Annotated in this window: 33 protein-coding genes and 1 riboswitch; of the genes, 9 read left to right on the top strand and 24 right to left on the bottom strand. The window is 38.7% G+C overall.

Annotation, left to right across the window (positions count from 1 at the left end; all coding sequences use genetic code 11):
* Positions 1-13: 13 nt before the first annotated feature.
* Positions 14-406 (bottom strand): zinc ribbon domain-containing protein, encoded by a 393-nt coding sequence (locus DESGI_RS15315; RefSeq protein WP_041284929.1) that lies wholly within the window; start codon positions 404-406, stop codon positions 14-16.
* Positions 407-589: 183 nt separating this feature from the next.
* On the opposite strand from DESGI_RS15315, the gene DESGI_RS15320 reads away from it, so the two are divergent.
* Positions 590-1,081, top strand: coding sequence for a GNAT family N-acetyltransferase (locus DESGI_RS15320; protein ID WP_006524106.1), 492 nt, complete (start codon positions 590-592; stop codon positions 1,079-1,081).
* Here DESGI_RS15320 and DESGI_RS15325 read toward each other — a convergent pair.
* The gene (locus DESGI_RS15325; RefSeq protein WP_006524107.1) at positions 1,052-1,543 is read right to left on the bottom strand and encodes a GNAT family N-acetyltransferase; all 492 of its coding nucleotides are present in this window, start codon (positions 1,541-1,543) and stop codon (positions 1,052-1,054) included. The two genes, DESGI_RS15320 and DESGI_RS15325, sit on opposite strands and share 30 nt — an antisense overlap.
* Positions 1,544-1,954: 411 nt before the next feature.
* Here DESGI_RS15325 and DESGI_RS15330 point away from each other — a divergent pair, with 411 nt between their 5' ends.
* Complete coding sequence (locus DESGI_RS15330) at positions 1,955-2,386, top strand: GNAT family N-acetyltransferase (RefSeq protein WP_006524108.1); 432 nt, start codon at positions 1,955-1,957, stop codon at positions 2,384-2,386.
* A 261-nt stretch (positions 2,387-2,647) separates the two neighbouring features.
* Here the strand turns inward: DESGI_RS15330 and DESGI_RS15335 are convergent, their stop codons facing one another.
* Positions 2,648-2,938 carry a hypothetical protein gene (locus DESGI_RS15335; protein WP_041284931.1) on the bottom strand — a complete coding sequence of 97 codons (291 nt, stop codon included), beginning with the start codon at positions 2,936-2,938 and terminating at the stop codon, positions 2,648-2,650.
* Positions 2,939-3,116: 178 nt separating this feature from the next.
* Between DESGI_RS15335 and DESGI_RS15340 the strand changes: the two genes are divergently transcribed.
* Both DESGI_RS15340 and DESGI_RS23960 read left to right on the top strand, forming a co-directional pair.
* Entirely contained in the window at positions 3,117-3,503 is a 387-nt protein-coding gene (locus DESGI_RS15340) for a winged helix-turn-helix transcriptional regulator (RefSeq protein ID WP_006524110.1), read from the top strand.
* Positions 3,504-3,536: 33 nt separating this feature from the next.
* The gene (locus DESGI_RS23960; protein ID WP_006524111.1) at positions 3,537-3,827 is read left to right on the top strand and encodes a CGGC domain-containing protein; all 291 of its coding nucleotides are present in this window, start codon (positions 3,537-3,539) and stop codon (positions 3,825-3,827) included.
* Here DESGI_RS23960 and DESGI_RS26505 read toward each other — a convergent pair.
* A complete protein-coding gene (locus DESGI_RS26505) occupies positions 3,776-3,982 on the bottom strand; it encodes a hypothetical protein (protein WP_006524112.1) in 207 nt (68 codons plus the stop codon). The two genes, DESGI_RS23960 and DESGI_RS26505, sit on opposite strands and share 52 nt — an antisense overlap.
* 4 nt (positions 3,983-3,986) lie before the next feature.
* Positions 3,987-4,865 carry a DUF2397 domain-containing protein gene (locus tag DESGI_RS15350; RefSeq protein WP_052543952.1) on the bottom strand — a complete coding sequence of 293 codons (879 nt, stop codon included), beginning with the start codon at positions 4,863-4,865 and terminating at the stop codon, positions 3,987-3,989.
* 565 nt (positions 4,866-5,430) lie between these two features.
* Here DESGI_RS15350 and DESGI_RS15355 point away from each other — a divergent pair.
* The gene (locus tag DESGI_RS15355; protein ID WP_006524114.1) at positions 5,431-5,724 is read left to right on the top strand and encodes a hypothetical protein; all 294 of its coding nucleotides are present in this window, start codon (positions 5,431-5,433) and stop codon (positions 5,722-5,724) included.
* A gap of 201 nt (positions 5,725-5,925) precedes the next feature.
* Here DESGI_RS15355 and DESGI_RS15360 read toward each other — a convergent pair whose 3' ends face one another.
* From DESGI_RS15360 to DESGI_RS15395, 8 genes are all read right to left on the bottom strand, one after another.
* On the bottom strand, positions 5,926-6,780 hold the full coding sequence (locus DESGI_RS15360; protein ID WP_006524115.1) for a flavodoxin family protein: 855 nt from the start codon (positions 6,778-6,780) through the stop codon (positions 5,926-5,928).
* A gap of 21 nt (positions 6,781-6,801) precedes the next feature.
* Positions 6,802-7,731, bottom strand: coding sequence for an MBL fold metallo-hydrolase (locus DESGI_RS15365; protein ID WP_006524116.1), 930 nt, complete (start codon positions 7,729-7,731; stop codon positions 6,802-6,804).
* Positions 7,732-7,881: 150 nt separating this feature from the next.
* Positions 7,882-8,388 (bottom strand): PaaI family thioesterase, encoded by a 507-nt coding sequence (locus DESGI_RS15370; RefSeq protein WP_006524117.1) that lies wholly within the window; start codon positions 8,386-8,388, stop codon positions 7,882-7,884.
* A gap of 203 nt (positions 8,389-8,591) precedes the next feature.
* Positions 8,592-8,987 carry a GNAT family N-acetyltransferase gene (locus DESGI_RS15375; protein WP_337833205.1) on the bottom strand — a complete coding sequence of 132 codons (396 nt, stop codon included), beginning with the start codon at positions 8,985-8,987 and terminating at the stop codon, positions 8,592-8,594.
* 239 nt (positions 8,988-9,226) lie between these two features.
* A complete protein-coding gene (locus DESGI_RS15380; RefSeq protein ID WP_435050871.1) occupies positions 9,227-9,838 on the bottom strand; it encodes a TetR/AcrR family transcriptional regulator in 612 nt (203 codons plus the stop codon).
* A 333-nt stretch (positions 9,839-10,171) separates the two neighbouring features.
* On the bottom strand, positions 10,172-10,714 hold the full coding sequence (locus tag DESGI_RS15385; RefSeq protein ID WP_006524120.1) for a nitroreductase family protein: 543 nt from the start codon (positions 10,712-10,714) through the stop codon (positions 10,172-10,174).
* 143 nt (positions 10,715-10,857) lie between these two features.
* A complete protein-coding gene (locus DESGI_RS15390; protein ID WP_006524803.1) occupies positions 10,858-12,627 on the bottom strand; it encodes an IS1634 family transposase in 1,770 nt (589 codons plus the stop codon).
* Positions 12,628-12,746: 119 nt separating this feature from the next.
* Entirely contained in the window at positions 12,747-12,950 is a 204-nt protein-coding gene (locus DESGI_RS15395) for a nitroreductase family protein (protein WP_006524802.1), read from the bottom strand.
* A 125-nt stretch (positions 12,951-13,075) separates the two neighbouring features.
* Between DESGI_RS15395 and DESGI_RS23965 the strand changes: the two genes are divergently transcribed.
* The gene (locus tag DESGI_RS23965; protein ID WP_006524121.1) at positions 13,076-13,408 is read left to right on the top strand and encodes a winged helix-turn-helix transcriptional regulator; all 333 of its coding nucleotides are present in this window, start codon (positions 13,076-13,078) and stop codon (positions 13,406-13,408) included.
* Positions 13,409-13,816: 408 nt separating this feature from the next.
* Here DESGI_RS23965 and DESGI_RS15405 read toward each other — a convergent pair whose 3' ends face one another.
* From DESGI_RS15405 to DESGI_RS23225, 8 genes are all read right to left on the bottom strand, one after another.
* A complete protein-coding gene (locus tag DESGI_RS15405; RefSeq protein WP_006524123.1) occupies positions 13,817-14,044 on the bottom strand; it encodes a hypothetical protein in 228 nt (75 codons plus the stop codon).
* Positions 14,019-14,483, bottom strand: coding sequence for a PIN domain-containing protein (locus tag DESGI_RS15410; protein WP_006524124.1), 465 nt, complete (start codon positions 14,481-14,483; stop codon positions 14,019-14,021). Before DESGI_RS15410 ends, DESGI_RS15405 begins: the two co-directional genes overlap by 26 nt.
* 277 nt (positions 14,484-14,760) lie before the next feature.
* Positions 14,761-15,183 carry a type VII toxin-antitoxin system HepT family RNase toxin gene (hepT, locus tag DESGI_RS15415; RefSeq protein ID WP_006524125.1) on the bottom strand — a complete coding sequence of 141 codons (423 nt, stop codon included), beginning with the start codon at positions 15,181-15,183 and terminating at the stop codon, positions 14,761-14,763.
* Between the two features lie 2 nt (positions 15,184-15,185).
* Positions 15,186-15,617 carry a nucleotidyltransferase domain-containing protein gene (locus DESGI_RS15420; RefSeq protein WP_006524126.1) on the bottom strand — a complete coding sequence of 144 codons (432 nt, stop codon included), beginning with the start codon at positions 15,615-15,617 and terminating at the stop codon, positions 15,186-15,188.
* A gap of 95 nt (positions 15,618-15,712) precedes the next feature.
* Complete coding sequence (locus DESGI_RS24710) at positions 15,713-15,892, bottom strand: hypothetical protein (RefSeq protein ID WP_157872797.1); 180 nt, start codon at positions 15,890-15,892, stop codon at positions 15,713-15,715.
* A gap of 278 nt (positions 15,893-16,170) precedes the next feature.
* Positions 16,171-16,875, bottom strand: coding sequence for a M48 family metallopeptidase (locus tag DESGI_RS15425; protein WP_006524127.1), 705 nt, complete (start codon positions 16,873-16,875; stop codon positions 16,171-16,173).
* Complete coding sequence (locus DESGI_RS15430; protein ID WP_006524128.1) at positions 16,872-17,759, bottom strand: type I restriction enzyme endonuclease domain-containing protein; 888 nt, start codon at positions 17,757-17,759, stop codon at positions 16,872-16,874. Before DESGI_RS15430 ends, DESGI_RS15425 begins: the two co-directional genes overlap by 4 nt.
* Positions 17,760-17,873: 114 nt before the next feature.
* Positions 17,874-18,224 carry an endonuclease domain-containing protein gene (locus DESGI_RS23225; protein WP_006524129.1) on the bottom strand — a complete coding sequence of 117 codons (351 nt, stop codon included), beginning with the start codon at positions 18,222-18,224 and terminating at the stop codon, positions 17,874-17,876.
* Between the two features lie 341 nt (positions 18,225-18,565).
* Between DESGI_RS23225 and thiM the strand changes: the two genes are divergently transcribed.
* A complete protein-coding gene (thiM, locus tag DESGI_RS15440) occupies positions 18,566-19,174 on the top strand; it encodes a hydroxyethylthiazole kinase (RefSeq protein ID WP_006524130.1) in 609 nt (202 codons plus the stop codon).
* A gap of 157 nt (positions 19,175-19,331) precedes the next feature.
* On the opposite strand, the gene DESGI_RS15445 is transcribed toward thiM, so the two are convergent.
* Genes DESGI_RS15445 through DESGI_RS15455 form a run of 3 tightly spaced genes read right to left on the bottom strand, consistent with a single transcriptional unit; the run spans position 19,332 to position 21,168 of the window.
* Positions 19,332-20,174: a CBS domain-containing protein gene (locus tag DESGI_RS15445; protein ID WP_006524131.1), complete on the bottom strand. Its 843-nt coding sequence runs from the start codon at positions 20,172-20,174 to the stop codon at positions 19,332-19,334.
* Complete coding sequence (locus DESGI_RS15450) at positions 20,167-20,529, bottom strand: hypothetical protein (RefSeq protein WP_006524132.1); 363 nt, start codon at positions 20,527-20,529, stop codon at positions 20,167-20,169. Before DESGI_RS15450 ends, DESGI_RS15445 begins: the two co-directional genes overlap by 8 nt.
* 27 nt (positions 20,530-20,556) lie before the next feature.
* Entirely contained in the window at positions 20,557-21,168 is a 612-nt protein-coding gene (locus DESGI_RS15455) for an HD-GYP domain-containing protein (RefSeq protein ID WP_006524133.1), read from the bottom strand.
* 84 nt (positions 21,169-21,252) lie between these two features.
* Positions 21,253-21,351, bottom strand: a riboswitch (cyclic di-GMP riboswitch).
* A 96-nt stretch (positions 21,352-21,447) separates the two neighbouring features.
* Between DESGI_RS15455 and DESGI_RS23230 the strand changes: the two genes are divergently transcribed.
* Both DESGI_RS23230 and DESGI_RS15465 read left to right on the top strand, forming a co-directional pair.
* Positions 21,448-21,789 carry a helix-turn-helix domain-containing protein gene (locus tag DESGI_RS23230; protein ID WP_006524134.1) on the top strand — a complete coding sequence of 114 codons (342 nt, stop codon included), beginning with the start codon at positions 21,448-21,450 and terminating at the stop codon, positions 21,787-21,789.
* Between the two features lie 671 nt (positions 21,790-22,460).
* A complete protein-coding gene (locus DESGI_RS15465; RefSeq protein ID WP_006524136.1) occupies positions 22,461-23,450 on the top strand; it encodes a heparan-alpha-glucosaminide N-acetyltransferase domain-containing protein in 990 nt (329 codons plus the stop codon).
* The last annotated feature ends 145 nt before the right edge of the window (positions 23,451-23,595 follow it).

Below are 23,595 nucleotides of genomic sequence, written 5' to 3' on the forward strand. Positions count from 1 at the left end.
ATAACTTTTAGGTTTAGCCAACCTTCTTATAGGCCACATACCACTGACCACTTAGGGTACGGCTATATATCTTCTTCTTGCGATAGTCCCTGTAGTTCACCTTCGGCCTATAGAAGCTGGTTAATAAGTTATTCAGCAGGTTGATTGCGGCGTTATCGTCCCTACCTAGCACCATAGTGCATTTTGGGCATTTGTAGGTGCGTATCGTGGGCTTGAGTTTCTGCCGGTTGCCGCAATTAGAGCACGTCTGGGTGCTATACCGTTCGTCGGCTTTGTGAGTATACTTACCGCGGCTTTCTGTCTTATAGCCGAGGTAGCCGAGGAACTTCTTATGGGGCCAGTTATTCTGTACGGCACGGTTGATACGTTGGTTGCCTTTACCTTTGGCCGGGTCGCTTGATACCATCCCCAGTTTGTTGGGACTACCAACGGAAATAATGTAGCTTACAGTACATCGGTATCACCCCTTAAAAATAAAAACTCCGCATATCTACGGAGATTCATAATTTTAAATTATTACAGTAAGGTTGAAATACGACTGGCAATTATAATATGGTAAAATCTAATCAAAATGTTGGAGGAGATAACTTTGAATATAAGAATTGCTATTGAAAACGATCTTCCAGCTATCGTCGATATTTACAATTCCACAGTTCCTTCTAAAATGGTTACAGCTGACACTACCCCGGTAACAGTTGAGAGTAGATTAACTTGGTTTCGTGAACATGATCCAAACAATCGTCCTATCTGGGTTGTAGAGGACGGGTGCATTATCATGGGTTGGTTAAGTTTTTCTTCTTTTTATAACAGGCCAGCCTATAATTTTACCACTGAAATTAGTATTTATATTGCTGAAGATTACCGAAGAAAGGGTATAGGTAAGAAATTACTGTCTAAGGCAATTCAAGATTCTCCAGAGTTGGGAATTAAAACCATTCTAGGATTTGTCTTTGGGCACAATGAACCAAGTCTACAATTATTATTGAAATATAATTTTCAACGTTGGGGTTTTTTACCCAACGTAGCTGTTCTTGATGGTATAGAAAGGGATTTAGTTATTCTTGGCCTTCGAGTTGTATAATTTACACTTTTTAGCTACCACGTCATACGCAGGCTGTGATTTAGCTTTTTTCCTGGCCAGCGTGATAAATACGGTACCGATACCTTTACGGCGGAATTTTTTATCAACAAACATTGCATTGATTAAGAGGCTGTTATCAACCCTGGAATTATAAAACTCTTTGAATTGTTCCAACCTTTCCCCGGGGAGAAAGGATTTCATTTCATCATCTATTCTGTGATGTATGGAAGAGTACGACTGTATCATCCCAACAATTTTCTGATTATACTCTGCAACGTTAATATCTTTGTATGAGTTATACCTTTTCTCATCCTGCAAACCATGGGCTAACAGTTGCGTGACCGTCATACCGGGCATAATGTCTTTAAATAGATACTCAAGTACACCCTCAGAGGCATAATTGATGTACTCAGCCAACAGCGGACAATCATTTTTTTGGGCATCCCGGTAATGAATATTCACAGAAACCCTCCTCGTGTTAATGATTTTCATAAATTTTAACAGCAAAAGGATTACCTATCAAGAGAGATACTGTCGCATTACAAAGATTAAGCGCAACAAAAGCTACATCCAAACAGATTCGTGTGAATAAGCGCATTGTTTCCGCAGGAAACAGGCGCTTATTCACACCATTACTCTATGCCCCTACCCTATAAAATAACAAAAGTATTCCTAAACCTAGTGCTGCCCCCCGTAAATACATTTATAAGTTTTTAGATCAAATACTGCCAACTAAGTAAAACTTGGCTTGCGCCAAGTCGCTGACACTGGCACGCAGATCTACTATGAAAAAAAATAGTATTGTAGACTGCATTTAGCCATGATAAGATCAAGCCATCAATAAGCAAAAAATATGATATGGAGGATTCACGAATGGAAATCAGACATGCAACACCAGAAGATTTCGACCTAGCTTTCGATTACATCGAAAAATTATGGACGTACAACACGTACGATAAATCAGTGATTAAAAAAGTATACAAAGAAGTGCTGGATAATGAGAATGATTTCGCTTTTTTCCTTTTTGATGAGGGTAAGCCGGTGGGCTTCTGCCATGGAACCTTTTTCAATACATTCTGGCTTTCTGGTCAAACCTGTTATGTTTCCAGCATTATAACCAATCAAGAAGTACGGAAAAAGGGATATGGCCGAAAGCTAATGGACTACGCTAAGGAATTAGCAGAAGCTAGGAATTGTAATGCCATTGTGCTGGATTCTGGAATGCCGAGAGAAGAAGCACATCAGTTCTATGAAATCTATGGATTTAAAAAGTGTGCGTACTGCTTTGAATTAAAATTACACTAATGTATTTTTTAAGGCAATGGATCCATAATCCGCTGCCCTATTTAAATATTTTTATTCTCCTAATTAGGATTTAAGAAAAAAGTTTGAGTAGATTTATTTTTAGTCACTATTCTTTCTTGAGAGATCAATATGGATAAAGCAAGGAACAGATTATGTTCAAAATAAAACGAGGCGGCTGGATACTTAGCCGCCTTCAATATTCTCCGATGACCACTATACGGTTGTACGGATTTTTACGATGGATTGCAATTAAAAGCCATATTAGGCCACGCTGTAGATTTTCACATCGGGCTCGGCGCTCCACAGAGGCTTGAGGCCCACAAAAACATCGTTCTGGAACATTTCGCTGGTCAGGTATGACTGCGCGTGTTCAACGCTGTCAAAACCGTGTAAAACCTGAACATCTTCCTCACGGATCAGAAGGTCTTTCGTCAGAGCGCCTTCGATGGTCTCAAGGAAGGGCTCGCGATAATCGGTGTAGACCTTTGCTGCCGCAGGACGATTGGCGGCTTCGATTTTCATAGTGATTTCCAGATAAGCATTGATTTTCATCATTATTTCCTCCTGAATTGATTTTGTAAGGCTCATATTGTTGAGCTTGCTTTAATTATAGTTATAGGACTTGTGAAAAGGAATATATCAGCAAATTTGTGAGTAACTCACAAATTTCATAGTTACTTGTGTTTGTATAGCATGCCTTTTATAATTACGATACAGGAGGCTGGACAGAATGTATAAACCCAAGTTAGAAAAGGATATTCGCTGCCCACTGGAATATGGCTTGGACATTTTCGGAGGAAAATGGAAGTCACGGATCATCTGTGTTTTGGCGGAAAAAGAAATCTTGCGCTATAGCTCCCTGCGCAAGGAAATGACAAATATTACAGACGCAGTTTTGGCAACGACTTTGAAAGAGTTAATTGCAGACGGAATCGTTCAAAGGCAACAGTTCAATGAAATCCCGCCGAGAGTGGAATATTACCTGACGGGCAAGGGAAAATCCGTTGTACCCATATTGCAAAGTATTTGCAGATGGTCAGGCGCATACCACATGGAGGACAATGAGCATGTCCTTTCGCAATGCCAAAAATGCGATTACAATGTCAAAGCGGAGTGATTTTGGGAACCGATGATGGGGAGATAGTTACTAATGAAAGTTGGAATTATCAGATGTATGCAGACTGAGGATTACTGCCCGGGAACAGGGGACTTCAAGGCAATTCAAGAACGGACGGGAGCCTTTGCAGGAATTGAAGAAAAGATAGAAATAATAGGATTTTCCAATTGCGGTGGCTGCCCTGCCAAAAATCTGTCCAATTTAATTTTTGTTACCGGGTCACCATTTTACATGCGCTTTGTATTTTATGGATACGGTCAGGAGTGGCATTATCAACATAAAGATTTGATATCCATTATTAAATCTTTAATAATATTTTCCTGATAACCGCATTTTCTGGTTTTCTTTATTCTTTCTATTAAAGGGGTAATACTTAAATCATCTACCGTTTTTAACTTGTTCATTCTTTTAGGACTAATCATAACGCTAGATATGCATTTTTCATAATCCAAAACGTCATAGTGCCACGGTTTTAGCACATCTTTATACCTTTTGATTAACCTTACTAAAATTTGAATGCCTTAATATTTCCCACTGCTGCAGATAATCGTTAATCAAATCATCCTTGTCAGGCTGTACAGCACGGGGTGTTTTCAGATAGTAATCTGCCAACTTTTCCGCAACAGCAGAAATAAACCACTTGGGTATACCGGAAAGCATGTCTTCTATACGAAACGTAGTCCGCTGTAGTGCCAGCATGAAATTTCTTAAATATTGAACCAGCTCGTTTTTTTTCTTTAGGTACTCTGAGCCGGTATAATTTTGTTCAATATTTTCGCTTTCCAAATAGTCGTCAATATGTGCGATATAATCTGTAGCATTTTCTGTTAGTTTTTTAAAGTTATCTTGCAATTCGGACCAAACACCAAATAAATCACTATTGGACATGTTTATTGCAGCAAAATTAATCTTACCGTCTTTTTCGGAGCGTTTTAGCAATTTAACAAGCGCGGATAATATTTTTTCTATGTAAGTCTTTTCTAAAGAGCCGCCAAAAGTATCGCCCAGCTTCTCTAAGGCAATAACCATCCTTTCAATCTCAACGGTATAAGGCGTGCACCTATAGCGAAACTGTTTCTTTTTAAAATCTTCAATTTTTGATATATTCCCAACATCCTGGCGGCGCTTTAAATTTCCCCATTGAGTTAATTGTTCTAAATCCTGGTTTAAAGCTCCCATATTGTAGGTTTTGAATTGAGGTATTTCGCTAAGGTAATCAAAAAGCTCTTCAGGGCTGATAAACTGTCTTAGCCTTTCGTGTTGCAAATAAAAGTAACGCATAATCGGCCTGTACCGGTCAGTATTTTCTGTAGATAAATACTTTACCTCATCGATTTTTTTCATTAATTTCTCTATATCCAATGTATAAACCCCATTTTTAGTTAATTATTTTATTTTTTACTATAATTTTAAATGTGACACTAAAAGCTTTAGATTAAGAAAAAAGACCTTAAAGAATAAAAATCCCATTGTTATAGTACTACTTTAAGATACTGCTATTCTGCTTATTTACCGGAAAACAAAAAAGCAACGCAAACATGGTGATCATGCAAACGTTGCCTCTGTAAAATTTTCGACATAAGGTTAATAATTCCTTCTTTATAATCCTTTAAAGGGCAATAAATAGAGACCATTAAAAAGATCTTGCTACACCTGGATCTATAGATGCCGGGTAATCATGATCCCCCCAACTTTATCAGGAGCATCAGTATATACCTGCTTTTAAACCTTCTGGACCGTCTTATGATACAACCCATGATGATTATGTCCTCCAAATGCCGCATGAGGATGATATTCCCTGCTAACACCTTATAAGGACTGTATTTAAATAAAGGCCATATGAAACCATAAAAGCATAACTCGGTGTTAAATTAGTGATTCAAGGTGAATTAAGTTAACTTAATAACATTATGGTGGGGGTTTTTATATGAAACATGCTTTATATAATTTTACTATGTCTAAGGGGCAAGCCGAACAAGATGTTCTGGAACGCTATTTCGCGAGTACTGGTTTTGTTGATCTTTTGCCGTTAGCCCTTGAAATTGCTGGTAAATTAGGATTGGGAAAGGAGGAGATGATTGAGGCCATATGCAAAGTCGCTGACAAATTCAGAACTTACCCGCCAATCATAAACAGGAGCGCCTGGTTTAGAAAAGTTTACAAGGAAAAACTGCTTGAAGCAAGAGCAGATATCCTGGCTTTTAATAAATGTCGGCGCTAGTTTAGTTCCAAGATGGATAGTTTTTAACGCCGGTGGCTATTAAGTTTACCGGCTTTCTTGTTGCTAATCTGTCCGTATGGACTGACTGACGGACTATTATTGGTCAACAATATCGTCATATTTTGGACATTTAACGCCGTCTATTTCTAGACAATATGTGTTAGCAGTAACACTTTAGCAGATAGTGACTTCCTGTAAGTGTTATGGACTTGTTGTATGGGGGCTTACCCACCAGTTGATGGAACGATACGGTATTTGTAGTTCTTTGTAGTGTTTCCTTTTTGCAATAAATTCCTGTTTCTTACCATTAAGAAAAACGTCAAAATGATGGTGTCTCCCCTCTTCACTGAAACGATGATTGGTTTGGGGATGAAAGACCAGTTTAGCCTCCTGTCCCTCTACTTTGATTTCACCTTTAGTACCACAGAAGGGGCAGATTACCATTTTCCCATCAAAACGTAAAATATCACTCCAACAGACTGGACACTCGTTAGCTTTGGAACTTCGCTGATACTTGGGATCTATAAGGCCTCTCCCCATATGCCGGGCTTTTTCCAAATTAATTGGGTTTTCTAGAACTTCAGCAGGATTTGCTCCGAGAAAGCTGGCACTGTCAACCAGATGCAAATTTAAGAACCTGGCCGTAAGGTTTAAAGCCGCCTCAGCATAGCCCTCCCAACTGGGCACTCCATAAGTAGTGATAGTTATACAGGGCTTACCGGAAAATTCCTGGGATTTGTTGCCCACCGAGAGGAACCTGTCTTGAAGCATCTTAATACTGCCATGGGGTCCTAGAAAATAGCAGGGTGCCGCTAAAACCACAGCATCAGCGGCTCGGATTTTATCCAGTAGAAAATTGAGGTCATCCTTAATATGACAGGGAACATCCGGTGGCAAACAAGTATAACAAGCTTTACATGCCTTGATATCCAGGTCTGTCAACCTGATCATCTCCATCTGGTTGTCCGCTCCTGTTGCCTCCATCGCCACCTTGGCTAAAATTTCCGAGTTGCCAGCCATTCGCTGTGAAGCCACAATCCCTAAGATTCGTTTCATTATTAACTTTCACTCCCATACTCAAAAATTTACTGCCTCTATGGTTCTTCGTACCAAAAGATCAGTGCAAACTTTGATATTAGCCATTGAGTAATTGGCTAGTCCTCCTCGGTAGAACCTCTGGAACAATCTTTGACTAATTTCATCCTGTCTCCAACCAATCTTGTAATCCTTAAGAATAGACTCATGTAAATCCACTGTACTCTCCAAAGACTGGCAAAAAAACCAACTAATATTTCTACTTCCTACCAGCAGTAATTCATGAGGGACTGCCAATACAGATACATCTATATTTCGTAACTTTTGCAAACTGGTCACATAATCCTCATACCCGGCAAAATACATTGGAAAGATAGTGTCTACATTAATAGGATAGCCTCCACAGTCAGAGGCAAACAACACCTGCTCTAATGGTAGATAAGCAGCCGTATTGCAAGGACTATGCCCTGGTAATAGGCTAAAATACATAATAGATCCTTTGCCCAAGTCCAATTGCTCGCCCTCAGTTACCACCATGTCGACATTGATAGTTTCCGGAGTTTCAGGTGTGGGCACTGTTTGCGTGATATGTCCTTTTCTCCTTAGGTTTTCTGCCAGGGCAATATCCTCACTGAAAAAACCTGTAACCACCTTGGCCTTCAACAATACCTTAGCAGCAGCCTCAGATGCCAGTATCTGCAGGTTGGGAAAAGCCTTTTTAAGCCCCGGAATACCACATACGTGGTCAAAATGGGCATGGGATATAATCAGATACTGCAGTTCTTCAGGGGCAATCTCCAGTTCCTCTAATTGCTTGATTATCTGGGGTACAGACCAGGTAACTCCAGCTTCAATCAAAGCACAACTCTCGCCGCGTACCAGATAAGATCGAAAAAAATGATTTCCAACCAGATATACACGTTCTGTAATTCTCCTTGGATAAGTCGTTATCATATTATTTTTAGGTATCATAAGGGATTCCTCCTATACTTCTGCAGGGCTTTACTTTCCGTTGGACCAACCGGTTAGCCTTTTTGACATTAGGAAGTCCTTCTTAATATCCAAAGATAGCATTCATGTATTGACAAAAACTATCATTTGCCTCAGATTCACTTATTAGATTTACAGTGAAAAATTGCATTCTTCTTCGATAAACTTAGAGGGTGGGGGCTTTTCGCCGGTTAAGCTGATAGCCTCTTTAATTGTTTGGAGACCAGAGGTTTGCATCAGGGTGGAAGTTCCTTGAGCAAGGATTTTTCCCTCTTCACTTGTAACCACAGCTTCGGCCAAGCTAATGATCCTACCGAATTTAATTCGCCGGCCATTGATGATCAGTTTGCCACTTTTGATGGGGGCCAAATTGTTAACTTTAAGATCCAGTGAAACTAATCCTACATTCTCATCTAACTCGCAATATATTGCCCAATAGGCGGCGGTATCGATTATCGAGGCATAGACTCCTCCGTGAATACCTCCAAAGGGATTGAGGTGTTTATTTTCCAAATCGACCTCGACAAGAGAATAACCTATGCCCATGTCTAAAATAACCATGGAAAGCAGTTCGAAATACGGGCTTCGATTAATCAGAGTAATTATTGCGTCAACGTGCTTGGGATTGAGCTTTCGCATAAAGATTCCCCCTAATGCTTTCTTTTTCTGTAATATTTTCATACTTTAGCTGTTTTTAGCCCCTAAGAGATTAAAGCGCGGTTACCTAGACGTCAGACATGCCTTCTTTGGACCTAATTATAGATTTGTTAATCGTCTCTTTTTAACCAAACCAATTGCCAAGAATTCATGAAAGGATATAACATCTTTTGATATTTATTTATTTAAAAATACATTTTTAATTCATACACTCCCGGCTTTCTTAGTGTCTTTTCAACAGTACTAAAGCTTATTGTCTCACATATTCTTAGCATCGGCCTGTTGCCCGTCTGTACAATGCCCTCAAAGCCTTTCAGTTCCCTATATTTTGCAAGTTGCATCATGTGAGTTAATAACTCCCTGCCAATTCCTTTATTTTGATAATTATCGCTCACGATAAGGGCTAATTCGGCTAAAGAAGTATCTGAACATATATGAAACTGTCCGACTCCCACAACTTCCTCCTTCTTATTTTGGTCAATTGCTAAAATATGCATTTCTATGTCAGGGTTAATAGTAAAGCATTTATGTAAAAATTCATCCAGTATGTTCTTTCGTAACGTGAAAAAACGGCGGTAAATGCTTTCAACTGAAAGCGTATCAAGAAATCATTTTATTAACGATTTATCGTACACTTCAACCGGTCTCAGATAAACTTTTATGCCAGTCTTTGTAGTCCTAAAACTATTTAGTTTCATAGGAATTTTCCCTCCTTGTTAACTGCTGTTGAACAAATAACAATGAGAAGGAATGTACGTTCCTTTTATTATAAAAAATTAAATAACCTTAACTTAATTCATTGCTCATGTAGGTTTATTAATCATCTCTTTTTTACCAAGCCAATTGCCAAGGATTTATGGAATGATATAACCATTTCTATCATCTCATCTTGTGATATCTCTTTTAATACTACCCATTTATAAACTGCATATTTAATTATACCAATTATACCGTGAGCAATCGGAACAACCTCAACTTCGTGAAAGAAACCTTGTTTGATACCATATTGAATATTTTTACTGGTAAATAGCAGCAGTTTATCTTCAAATTCCTTTAAGCAATTATCTATTCCGTCACTAATCCCTGCTACTCTACTATAAATTTCCGATAGCTGTTTATTTTGGATAAACACATCCATAATTACTCGCTTGGTTTCGATGAAACGAATGAATAAATCTTCTTCCTTCTTATAGTAATCTTTTACATTAGTTATTATTTGTTCCAAAAATTCGGTAAGAAGTGTCTTTAAAACATCTTCCTTGTTTTTGAAATATTTATAGAAAGTACTGGTACCAAAACCTGAACTATCAATTATATCTCTGACAGGAGTGTTAAGATACCCTTTTTCTGCAAAGAGTACAAGTGAACATTCTAAAATTTTTTGTCGTTTTTCTTGCATTTTTATAGATTTTGTAGAATTCAACTTTTTCACCTTTATGGAACGAATATTCCTTTTGTTATAATATATATCTTACTTTATTAGGTGTCAACTAAAATTTCTCCAATATTTCAGGGCCTATAAAGCCAACGTTTCTAAGATGTAATTTACCTGAATTTATAGTATTTCGTGGTGCATTAATGCAGAACTGTAAAACTCTAAATAAAATTTATATAAGACTGATGAATAAATTATATTCTCCACGCCTTTTATATTGGAAAATATAATACAATAATATATTGAGCTCGGGAGGTTTTGGTCCTGGCCTGGCGCCATTCCCAAAACCTCCCATAAGGGGTCAGTCCCTCGCTGCGTTATCTTTAATAGTTATTTAACATAGTTTACGTTGTCCACATCAGATCTTTCAGTGCTAAAAGCATTACCATCGGAGTAGCCAACGGCAACAGCACATATAACTGAGAAGCCTTCAGGTATATTAGCTTCTTTAGCCAAAGAAGGGTCTGCGGTGAAAGCAAGCTGTGGCGTAATCATATAGCAAGAACCGAGTCCTAAATCTGTTGCAGCAATTGTCATATTAGTTGCAGCATTTGATGTATTAGCCATACTATAGGGATTTGCTTGTGGCGCTGAAAGGACAAGTAGAGTCGGTGCACCATAGAGTGGGGTATACCCTGGTAATGCTGCTCTGCTCATTAAAAAATCATTCCCGGAATTTTTCATGGCTGCTAATGCTATTTCGGTAATTTTTGCCAACAATTTTGCATTTTGGATCACGGTAATTTGAAAAGGTCCGGCATTTGGGGCAGTTTTACCTGCCTTAATAATTTCTTCTAAAGCTGAATCCTTAATTTGCTCAGCTTTATATTTTCTGATACTTTTTCTTTTGGCAATTGCATCTAATGTATTCATAGTGCAAATCTCCTTTACTCTTTATTCTTTCTTTAATATCCTGAGTTTTGCAGTAATAATATGATAAAAAGCTCTGTCAGTCCAGCATTTATGCGGACTACAGAGCTTTTTTTTTTGGCGTATTAGTGTTGTATATTTTGACCTTATTTGTAGTATTGCAAAATTTTTTTTATTTGGGATGTAGTCATAATTTTATTCCCTAGATCAATGTCGAAAACTCCCTCCAATGACTGCAAGATTTCATTCCTGTAATCAAACAAATAGTAATTCTGGTCAAGATGGGAACAGGAATAACGTATTAGCGACTCCCGTATTTGCTTAACAGAATATTTTTTATCCAATTTGTATTCCAGTACGCGTAGGATGAGAAGTGCAACAAAACAGATGAGGAAATGGGCCTTGATATGATTCTCGGTTCGGAGATAGACCGGTCTTGCTCTGAATTCACTCTTAATAATTTTAAAAGACTCCTCAATTTCCCATAATCCCTTGTATATGTCCCGGATTTCCCTGTCAGATAGCTTCTTTTCGCTTGTCACGATGGAATAATAACCATCGTATTTTTCTTCTTCCGTAATCTTTTCAAGATTTAACGACAGGTTGATTCCGTCCGGTATTTCTCCTGTTTCCTTCACAAACTTTATATTTTTAATATATCCAGCAGCACCCATACTAGTAGCTCTTGTATACTTTCCGGGATGGGCAATTAAGTCTTTTGCCTTGGCAAGGACAAGTTCCCTTTCTTTTTTCTGTTTTTCCGCATATTTCTTTGAGTGGTATACCATCTGTTTCTGATAAATCGTCATTCTCAGGGTGCGTTTTCCCTGCTGGTTTTTCAGTTGGATAGTTTTTGCATAGACCCTGGATTTGTGAGTAAAAAGGACTTCTTCACCCTCCGTATCTATTTCCTTGGTTTGAATGTATCCCTCTGGATTAAGTACCCATGCCTTGAATTCCTTGTCGGCAGACAATACGCTCTGTCCATAGATATAACCGTCATGAGCTTGGGAATGATCATCGTTGATTCCGGCAAGGAAAGCGGTGTTATCACTTGTATTGAGTCCCCTGTCCGCAACCGTAATAATCCGTTCCATACCATAATCCCTTTTTACCCTGCGGATGATAGGAAGTAGAGAGGTTTTTTCGCTTTCGCCTCCGGAAAAGGTATTGAATGCCATTGGAATGCCGTTTGAGTCCATCAAAAGACCCATCTGGACGATAGGATCAGGACGGTGTTCCTTCGAAGGGCCTTTCTTTCGGAAGCCCTTTTTTACCAGAACTCCGTTATCATCATATTTATCCTCATCATTGTAAGGAATTTCGAAATAATAATTGGTGACATCATAGTATCCCAGTTTTCCATCACGGCCAATGATTTCACAGACTTTCTCGTGCAGATATTTCTGAAGAGGTTCAGAGTATCGTGCAAAGTAATCAAGAGAGCGGTACAGATCATCAATTGAAAAATCATAGGATTCAAAGAAAAAGTCGCGGTTATCAAAAGCCTTCTTTTTGGAAGAAGGGAAAAGAAACCTGTTATAGATGAGGAGGCTGAAAATACTGTTTAGGTTGTATTCGATGCTTAGGTGTTTCTGCTTATTCTGAAGAAAAGTATGGATGGCAAGGAGGGAATAAATGCGCTTTGGAATGGCATATCCCAGATTCTTTCTGGACGATGTATTATCTGTAAGGCGCTGGTTAACAGCAATTTTTATTGTCTCGGCAGGGGCAGATTGGTTTCGTTCTTCTGCAACAGACTTAAAGTAGGCAATGGGATCGTCATAAACTTTTTCTAATTCATCAAGATAACCGATTTTTTCTATGGTTTTATGCTTAACCTTACCATTAATGCGGTAACCCTGTACGAAGGACAGGAATACTCTTCCGTTACTAACACTCTTCTTAAGAAACATAGCAAACACCTTCATTCAAAGGTATTATACCATAATACACAACATTATACAACACGATAATCCTAAAAGATTGACATTAAAATAGCCCGCAATGTCGGGCTTAGAGAAGTGTTTTCTATTCATTTAGTTGCAAAACAACGGAATGCTATTTCGGTAATTTTTGCCAACAATTTTGCATTTTGGATCACGGTAATTTGAAAAGGTCCGGCATTTGGGGCAGTTTTACCTGCCTTAATAATTTCTTCTAAAGCTGAATCCTTAATTTGCTCAGCTTTATATTTTCTGATACTTTTTCTTTTGGCAATTGCATCTAATGTATTCATAGTGCAAATCTCCTTTACTCTTTATTCTTTCTTTAATATGATTATAAGTGTGAATAATAATTAAACAAGTATGCAGTTTTTTATAACTAAGTAAGTTTTTTATGAGTAAAGGGGTTAAAGTATATATGAAGGATAAAATAATTTTTTCAATAGAAAATGATTTATGTCCTGTTGCATCCGCGTTAAAAGCAATAGAAGGAAAATGGAAGTTACCGATAATTTGGGTGCTTTGTCAAAACGGTACACTTAGATATAACGAATTAAAAAAAAGTATTGTAGGAATAACCAATATGATGCTGACAAGTTCACTTAAAGAACTCGAGGCAAGCGGTTTGATTAGAAGGGTGCAATTCAACGAAATACCGCCACGTGTTGAGTACTCATTGACAAAGGCTGGAGAAAAGCTTTTACCTGTACTTGATGAATTAGCAAAATGGGGAGAGCAACTGATAAAATAAACAGATCAATGACTAAGAAGTTCAGACGATGGTTCCGGGGTTGGGCCGCTCTGGCGGTGTCCAAAGCTTTTTTCATTTCTCCTTCTTTTATGCCTTCTTTTATACCTTCCTCCCTGATCCACTGCTCTATCTGAGTCATTTTCAATACCTCCAGCAGCTTTTTTTTATAATCTTCGGAAATGAACCGGTCGGTCACAGCCACCACTGTAATACTTGTAGATGAGGTAATACTGTAAATTTAAGTAAATCTTGTGTAGTGGCAAAATGTACACTTTTTTTAATGTCCAGGTTACATGCTGGTTTGCGCCAGATTAACTGATAAAGTCAGGAAGAATAAGCCTTACCCAGTAATATCATACAGGATAAGGCTATAATTGTTGCACATCATTCAAATGTTTGTTCATACTGTTATTTTTTCTCCGTAGGCAAATCTGTGTTGCGCATTTTATTAATGCCAGAAAAAATATCTTCTATGCTCATTTGATTAAGCCAATGGCTCCTATCCTTTGTATAATTACCTGTTCCTAATTCGAACTGCTGGATAAATCTAGCCATGCCTGTAGGACCTAAAGCTTTTGACAGAGCAGCTAAGCCAGCACTGCGGATTTGACTAGGATTCATCATCCGATCCCGCATTTTGCGTCACCTCCATTAGCCATATAACCGGATTTTCAACTCTAACTTTCAGTTTACTTTTATTCTTTATTGCCTTATTTAAGAATTTATCATCAGTAGTAAGCAGTACTTCGACAAAAAAACTTTCAGCACAGGCAAGGTGCAAAGCGTCAAATGATTTAAAACCCAAGCCAACGAGGTAATTGGCACGTTTTTCAACTCTACTATCTACATTTATTTTATCATGAGCCAGACTCGTAAAGGCAATTACTTTTTCTCTTTTTTCTAGATCAGGGGTAAGAGATACTTCATACTCAATTACCTCACTATTGACTAAATACCATTTTCCTCTTTCGCAACCAGAAAGGATAGCCAGTACAGCTTCCGATTCAAGACGGATCCTTTCTTGTACCTGGTTATCAAAAGGCCTGTTTAGACAACAAACATCAAGATAAATCATATTTTTCTCCTTAAAAAACATGCAATACCATCGTCGGCATTACCGGGAGGGGAGTAACGCAATGAGGGGCAAGCACCATTTGGGGGGATCTGGAAAGCTGATTAAACTTTTCGGATCCCCCCAAATGGTCAATCATTTAAAGAAAGAAATATCTTACTGCTTACAGCTACATCGGTGGAAAAATGACCTGGGCAAGTTGTTCAATTTAAGTACTTAAACTGTTGCCGGGACAGACGGAAACAGCATCCCCACCGCGATCTCAACGCCAAAGTGCTGACTATTTTAAGATGGCCTGCTTAATTTCTATGGTAAATTGTTCAATGTCACCAAGGTTATCCAGCAATATATCATATAGTTCTTTTTCTGTAACCATACTATAAAAGTGAACCATTCTATTGCGGTAACCAGCCATTTGAACTAGTTTTTTACCCAAATCATTACTGACGAAATTATTGCTAGCCAATCCTTTGGCAATAGATTTATATTCTCCGGCCATTTCAATATTACCGGTTTTAGCCAGGAGATGCCTTCCAATATCGAATATTGCTTCTAATGACCTGCGCAGATAGCTTTCTGCAGCTGCTGAATTAATATTATTTGAGATAAATTCCTCATAAGAAAGATAGGATAGTTTTTTGAGATTTTTAAGCCAACAGTTTATTAATTCCAATCTTTGCGAAATCAGCGTTTTGTTTATCATGTCTACCCCAGTTCCTCCAATTTTTCCTTATAATACTGTTCCAACACCCAGCGAAAGTCAGCTGCTCTAGCTAGTATGTTGTGTTCGTATTTTTCTTGTATGTCCTCACTGACTGCGTAAAGGCAAATCCCTTTAATAGCTTCAAACTGAAATACAGAGTGGGTCTCCTGTAAAAAAACCAAATCCAGGCGTAAAGGTAGAAATAATTCATCCAATTGGTTGTATAAGGTGGAGTATAGCTTATACATAGAACCTTTTAACCGGTTTTCATCATCCAATATAATACCTAAATCCAAATCGGTAAGTGGATCTTTTATTACTATCTTTTTACCATTTATAACATCGAGACCATTGCGGGCTTGAGAACCAAATAGATAGGCTAAAATAATACCGTTTTGTTTGCAAATCTCTATGAATCTTAGCAAGTTATTCATTAATAACACACCCGCTGCTTTTTTCTTCATGGTACCATTTTATGGTTATGTTAGTCAAATATCTATTATAATGTTGTCAACACCATTTAGGATATTTAATTGAGTGGAACAGTAACGGCCAGTTCCGGAACCTTGGGACAATTCCCTTCTGTTACGCCCTTTTCGTACAGAACGAGCAAAGTAGGTTCAATAACAATGGACTTTACGTCATTGGATGGAGTTACGCATTCGAAATACTTTACATTGCCGAGACAATGTTCAAACCTCACGCGCATCCGTTGCAGCCACTTCATTAAGCAGTGCAGCAAATCAAAGGAAATGCGTATAACTGATTAATAGCTGGTATTATAAGTTGATGTCATAAGACTATAATGCTAACTATAATGCTAACTATAATGCTATTTATAACCACTGATAATCTCATTACCCTTTTGCTTATATAAAACAGGAGATTTAAACATTTCCTGAATCTAACTAGATACAAAAAGTCAATTCCCTCTTGTTTGCTGTAATTTGCAGTTCTGGATATCGAATTATTCCGAAATGTGAAGAGCTAAACCAAAGCCAATTCCAACTTATGCTTACGTTTCTTCCAATCCGGCATTACCCTATCCAGTAATCCATAAAAAGCCGGGCTATGGTCGTGATATTTTAAGTGGCACAGTTCATGGGCAACAACATAATCAATACATTCTTTAGGTGCACGGATCAAGTCTGCATTTAATGTAAGCGTTCCGTTCTTAGATAAGCTTCCCCAACGCTTTTTCATACACCGGATCTGCAAGCGGGGTTTCGTTAAAGAGAGTTTTTCAAATGAGGGCCAGCACCGTTCAAAACTTTCTCTAAACCTGCCTGTGGCTTTATCTGCATACCAGGCTTCCAATAAGCTTTTCACTTTATCTGATGAAGCGTTATCTTTGACCTGAATCAGGAAATACCCCCGAACGAGCTTTACCCCGTCTCTTTCCCCGCTAATAATTTTTAGACGATACTGTTTACCGAGATAGAGATGCGTTTCACCCCCGACATATTGCCGGGGAGGCGTTTTCGGTTCAAATTGCCGAAAGTAGTCCAGTTGTCTTTTAATCCACCCGGCACGTTTACATACCCGCATTTTTATTTCTTCAAACCGTATACCAGCGGGCGCTTTTATCACCACCGTACTGTCAGGGTGAACGGCGATTTCCAGAGATTTGCGTACCATATGAATTACTTGGAACTCAATAAGGATTGAGCCATAGGCTATCTCCCCTTTCACCTTTCATCCCTCACACTTCTATACCGCGCCACCTGCATGGCCTTTTCGATAAGTTCATCCATCTGGTCGAGAGTTATTTCAACGCCTCTATTGCCCTTAACCTCATCGAATAGATAATCGTCAATCTCATTAATCACCTGTTTCTGGGCATCTTCATCATCCCAGAATTGCACCTTCCAATAACGAGTCAGTATATCCTGAATAGCAAGGGCTGTATCAGCGGAAAGTTCCTCGCATTCTGCCGCATCCAGATGATGTTGTTCAAAGAAAGGCTTAATGACACCGAAATAAGCTATCGCGTCTTCGTTGCCGGACAGTTTCCCGGGCATGTCATCATGTTGGCGGTTAGTAACTTTATTGCGAATCTCCATGACCTTGTTTAGATAGTCGAGATCCGAAAGTCGCTTGGCCCGGAAATCTTCAATGGCCTGTTGTATCAGCTTGGAAAATTTCTCGTAAAACGCCGGATCTTCCGCTATCTTCTCAGTGATAACACGCTTTGTCGCATGGGCAATAGTGTCTGCTTTGGCTGCTGTAGTTTTCCAGTCGTAGACACCCTGTTCTTCCTTAACCTGGTTGAACATCTGGTCATCAAAGATGTTCACCGGCTTATTTAGTTGAATAACCTCATTGGCCTGGATATGGGTATCAAGCAGTTTTTTAATCTTTGGTTCGTAATCCCGGTAATCAACAGCTTCGGCGTAGCGAAGTTTGACGGCAGCCTTCAGATGTTGAAAACGTTTCAGGTCGGCCTTATAACGCCGCAGCGTCGCTTCGTCAATCCGCATGATGAATGACTCTGTTGATAAGGCAATCCCCAGAGTTTTGGCGTATTCAGCCAGCCGCTGGTAAAAATCTTCGCGCAGGGCGGCGTCGGCTAGCAAAACCTCATAAACTTCCGTGAAAATAAGCTAAATCCTCAACCACCGCCGCCAGAAAAATAATTTGCCAATGTCAGTGCCAACTATCCGGCAATTCCGGATAGTTCAACCTGTAAGTTAATTAAGATAAGAAGCCTTAATTATACGTAATATCTTGTTTAAACCTTCAATTTCTTTTCCTTCGGGAACCCTTATAAACAAACATCCAGTAGATTCTTGAATTTTTCTTTGGCGTATAGCATCTAATTCTTTATTAGTAGAAGTATTGTGGTGTTTTTCATCAAACTCAACAGCCAAACAAAGCCGGGGGAAATAAAAATCTACTCTATAATTACCAATATAAAATTGACATTCAAACTGTTCTATATCACAAAGTGCAGTTCGTAATATTTCTTTAAAATGGCGTTCTTTAGTTGGAGTAAGGCGAAATTGTTCTAAGGTAAAGTTAATAATAATTAAAACCCACATTACTTGGGCAAGACAAGTAGAATGAGTTAAAAATGTTGTGCTTTCTTTAATGTTGCCACAAGGATATTCCTGTGATATTCTTGATTTGTGAAAAATTAAATATTACCACAAGGGGAGTTCCTGGTGTGGAGCTGAGAGTGCGGGCAAAACCCGCTGACCCTGAAACCTGAGCGCCAATTTGGCGCTGCCTGCATCGTGCGGGTACTGGATAATACCAGCGGAGGGATGTGATATAAATATTTTATGTTTAACCGCATTCTCTTTGGGAATGCGGTTTTTTATTTAATCGCCAAAAGGAATAAGCAGGATAATTAATATTTTATGAAAGGAATTAATTGACAATGACGGAAAAACTGCTGAAAGATATTGCCGGTGGTTTAATTAAAATAAGAGAAACCAAGCCGCTGATACACAACATCACCAATATGGTGGTGATGAATGATACCGCCAATATATTGCTCCATATTGGAGCCTCCCCGGTAATGGCCCATGCCCAGGAAGAAGTGGAAGAAATGGTGGCCCTGTCCGGAGCTCTGGTGCTGAATATCGGCACCTTAACACCCGAGCTGGTGAAGAGTATGATTTATGCCGGCAAGAAAGCCAACCAACTGGGTATTCCCGTTGTACTAGACCCTGTGGGGGCAGGAGCCACCAGTTTGAGGACCCAAAGTTCACTACGTATTCTTAATGATATAAATGTGACTATTTTACGCGGAAACGCTGCCGAGATAGCTATTTTAGGTGGGCTGGATGCCACTGTAAAGGGTGTGGACGCTGCCGGGGTATCCGCCGGGAGCGCAGAGGTTGCCCAGCTGGTGGCTGAGAAATTTGGATTGATCGTAGCCATTACCGGAAAAATAGACGCTGTATCCGACGGCAAGCGGAGCATTCTCATTGAAAACGGCCATCAGATGATGGGCGGGCTTACCGGAACATGTTGGTTCCATTAGACTGATGGGGTACTTGGTCGCATGTATGGATAATAGCCATTGTGAGGTTGTATGGGATCCCTAAAAAACCTATGATGTTATCCCGCCTGGTTTGATGGGCTGTTTATGATAAGTAATGATGCTGCATTGAGAGCAGGCCGGGTATAATAAGCTACGGTTAACTCGTTTCTATAAAATAACTTTTATTGGCCATTTTGGCCTTTGTAGAGGCTATACTCGCTTTATTTATAAGGTTTTCAATTACATCATAATATTTTACTTCGCTTCTGGCATACTTTCTTTGACCACCACAGATGCCAGCCGATATAGTAGCGGAAACTCCGACCTTAGAAGTCTCAATAGCTATTGAATCAACTATGATTTTAACTAGTTTTTCAACGTTATTTATTTTTCTTAAAGAAATAAGAACGAATTCATCGCCACCATATCTGCAAACGAAGTCACAGTTAACTTCTATGCTATCTTTAAAAACTTTAACTATTTGTTTTAAACACCGATCACCATATACATGGCCATATTTTTTATTAAATTGCCCAAAATTATTTACGTCAAATAAAACTACAGAAATTTCATGTCCCTCAGAAAGTAACTTTGAAGCAACTTGATATATATAACTAGAATTATATATACCAGTTAATGGGTCGTATAGTTGACCTATATGTTTCATTATTGTGGATTTAGTTATCATTCCGACTACTTTACCGCTTTTTAATACAGGCATGCGTTCTATTTTATATTCATGTAATAGCTCCGCTGCTTCCCAAATTGTATCATCTGATTCACAGGAAATAACCGGATTGCTCATTGAATCAGCTACAATCCGGTTAGGGTCATGAAAACGTACATCTTTGGAAGTAATTATACCAATTAAATTTTCACCTTCCATAACAGGCAGTCCCCCTACTTTGTGTTCTTGCATATACTCAGCGGCTTGTGAAACACTTTTCTCGGAGGTAATACAAAAAACGGGACTACTCATTATGTATTCTACGTTATACATTAATATCAACTTCTTTAAATACTGAAACCGAAATTTCTAATTTAGCCTTAATCAAAGATTGCGCGCTACTAAATTTAATACCCTCTTCAAGTATGGTTTTAATTAGCGTATCACGTGGTATCCAATTAAATAAACTAGTTTTTACAGCTATGGCTTCGATATTGCTATTTTCGATTAAAATAACCTCATATTGGCCTGGTGCAACGGCGTTAATCATTCTGCGAGTGGCCTCGGGACCGATGGGTGCACGTTTGCCTATAAGTAATAAGTCCTGCATCGGTGGGAGATCAAATTCAGAAAAACGTATTTGTAAATTTGCCTTTTTGTTGTAAAAATTCTTGTCGTTAGTACTCATAGGTGTGCAACCTCTTTTCAATATTGTTTATACAATATTGCTAAATGCTTGATGCCAAAAGTTCATCTCAAATGTTTTGGGAGGCGTTTTAATTAATTTTAAAATACATAATTCAAAGATCTGGACTAAATCAGGGGCAAATTGCAGGCCTTTATTCCTATTAAGTTCCAAAAGAGCATCATTTAAAGTTCTAGGCTTTTGATATGGCCTAGGGCTTGTCATTGCATCAAATGCATCTGCTATTGCCACAATGCGTGCCAGTTTAGGTATATCCCTTCCGCACAAACCTTCGTAACCGTTTCCATCCCAGTGCTCATGATGATAAAGAATAATTGGTAAAAGATTATTGCATTCTTCAAAATTAGATATCATGTCGGTGCCTAACACGGTATGCTGTTTAATTATAGAAAATTCTTTGTCCGATAGTTTTGTAGGTTTATACAGTATTTTTTCATCAATGCAGCTTTTACCGATATCATGAAGTAAAGCCCCTAATGTTATTTCTTTTATCTCTTGGTAGGTATAACCAGCATATTCAGCTGTTTTCTTAGCTAGATAACATACATTTAAAGAATGCATCTTCAGGTCATGAGGAAACCCTGAAAGTATGTTATTGACGGTTTCTATATCCAAATGCAATTGTTATTGTTCCTCCTCTTTGACAAAAGACATATTCATCGATAAGAGGGGGAAAGATATTAATTATCTTTTAATATCATTTTCTCCCGCAACCTGGCAATCATTGCACTATTAATAAGCTCAAGCGCTTTAGACCCATGGCTTTGCGCCCTAATCTTTCGATGTAGTTTGCCTTTGTGAAACAGATATTAAACATAATTCAAACATATTATATAACTATTAGGTTACATATTTCAACAAAAATAAACTATGTGTATACAATAAAAATCGAGGCTTAAAATGATTAAAAAGATTGTTGGAAAAAATATAAAGTATTACAGAATTCAAAAAAGCTTTTCGCAGACGGAAGCGGCCTCTTTAGTCGGTATTACACCTTCCTATTGGGGGTACTTGGAAAGAGGACAGAAAAATCCTTCTATAGAGCTCGTTGCTATAATATCAGAAGTTCTCGGTGTTAAAGCAAGCTTACTTTTTGTTGAATCACCAGAGAATTTATCAGAAGAACTTATGCTTTACCTGCATATTTTAAATAACATGGGTAACCAACACATTGGTTTTATATTGACTATAATTAAAGCCTACATTGATTTACATAAAGATCTATCCCCGGTTCATGAATAAACAAAATTGAACCTCTGGTTCATTTCTTTCCCCTGGAACTATGGCTTTCATATAAAATGGCTGTGCCGCACTTGCCTCACTTATTGGGGTTTGAAACAACCTTGGGCATTCTCTCCCCCACACTTCTCAACTGCAAAGTAACCCGGTCGTTCTCAGGCATGGGGAAAGATATTTTAACTTGATTTTCATCAAGCCATTCCATGCAGATATGCTTATGCCAGAATTCTTGATCTTTAATATGAACTGCATCAAAACAAATTCGATAATTTCCTCCGTATATCCACCTGATTCACTCCCTTCTATAAGTATAGACGTTAGAAACGGATAAATCGTAGGACTTAAATGGAATTTTCTTTAAATGAAATTCATAATCAGTTTGCTATTATGGTTTTACGGGCAGAAGCTGTGGCTGCAGTAAAAAAGGTATTTGAACCAGGTTATTGAGATATAACTGTAAAACTTGGAACCTGGCGATATGTAATTTCGTCCATTAAATAAATAACTGGTTTTATAGAAACTGCGAAGGAAAATAATTTTGAGGTGTTCAAGCTCTCTTTGCACGCTTGAATCAGCTGACAGGGCTTGACCCCTCAGGCCAGCGCAGGGTTGGATAAAAGTGTAGGGATAAACGTAAATTTTATGTTTCAGCTTAACGAGGGGAGGAGCGACAGGTGCTGATAAATTTGCCCGGTAATTCTGTCCCGGGTCGGTATAACCGGGATTATAGTCTCGATATCTTGCGGGGTATCGCTGTAATTTTAATGATTTTTCACCACGTTGTAACCTGGCTGTATACCGGTTCCATACGGGACATAATCACTATTATTGGCCGCATCAGTGTTGGAGACATAGCAGCCCCCATTTTTTTTACTGTTTGCGGGATGTCCCTTTACTATTCGATTAACGCCATGCAAACTAAACATCTAGGGACCGTTGATATGCTTAAAAAGTTGGCGCAAAGGAGCACAAAGCTTTATCTCACCGGCCTGATTCTTTGTCTTGCCGCTTTTGGGCAGGCCAGTTTTTTCTACTGGGGAGTGCTGCAGTCACTGGCCGCAGCCAGCATTTTAATTGGAGTACTGTATCTTTTACCGGCCCGGAAGACCGTTTTGTTATTTACCGGACCCGCGGCCTTAGCAGGGTATTATTTTTTTTATCCCTACGCTTATTTATTACCAGCTAAACTGTCCCGAATTTTGTTGGGTGATTTTTCACTGGTTCTTTTGATCGGGTTTTTATCCATAGGCCTATTTATGGCCACGTATGTTTTAACTGGTAATTATAAACCCCCAACTATAGCCGCTATAGGTTTATCAGTTATGACATTGGGTTTGGTGGGGCACTTTACCGGGTTTTTAATCACCAGGTTTCCTGCCTCCCCCAGTTATATACTTTTTGTAGTGGGCCTGGCATTGCTGATGTATGCCGCTTTACTCTTTGTAAAGACAGATGGCGCATATGTTTACCCGGCCATTTGGGCTGGCAGAAACGCCCTCAATATTTTTGTCTTGCATTACCTAATCTATGTTTATGGCAAACATGCAGGTCTGGTTGGCTCATTTAACGGACTTTATTCCGTGCTGGTCGCCTTGGTGGTAACGGCTTTCTTTTTGCTGCTCAGCAAATGGATGGCCTGGCCGATGCGGGCCGTAGCACAATAACCGGGGTTTATAAGTTTAACGGTACTGTCTTTGCAGCTCCCGCGGGAGAAAATAACCTTGGGGCATTTGATGACAACATTAACTCATACTAGTGGTTTAGCTATAAAGAATCTCCACACAGAGACAAAAATATATGATGAAATGT

Origin of the sequence: Desulfoscipio gibsoniae DSM 7213, assembly GCF_000233715.2 — a bacterium.
In the GTDB taxonomy this organism is placed as follows: Bacteria; Bacillota; Desulfotomaculia; order Desulfotomaculales; family Desulfallaceae; genus Sporotomaculum; species Sporotomaculum gibsoniae.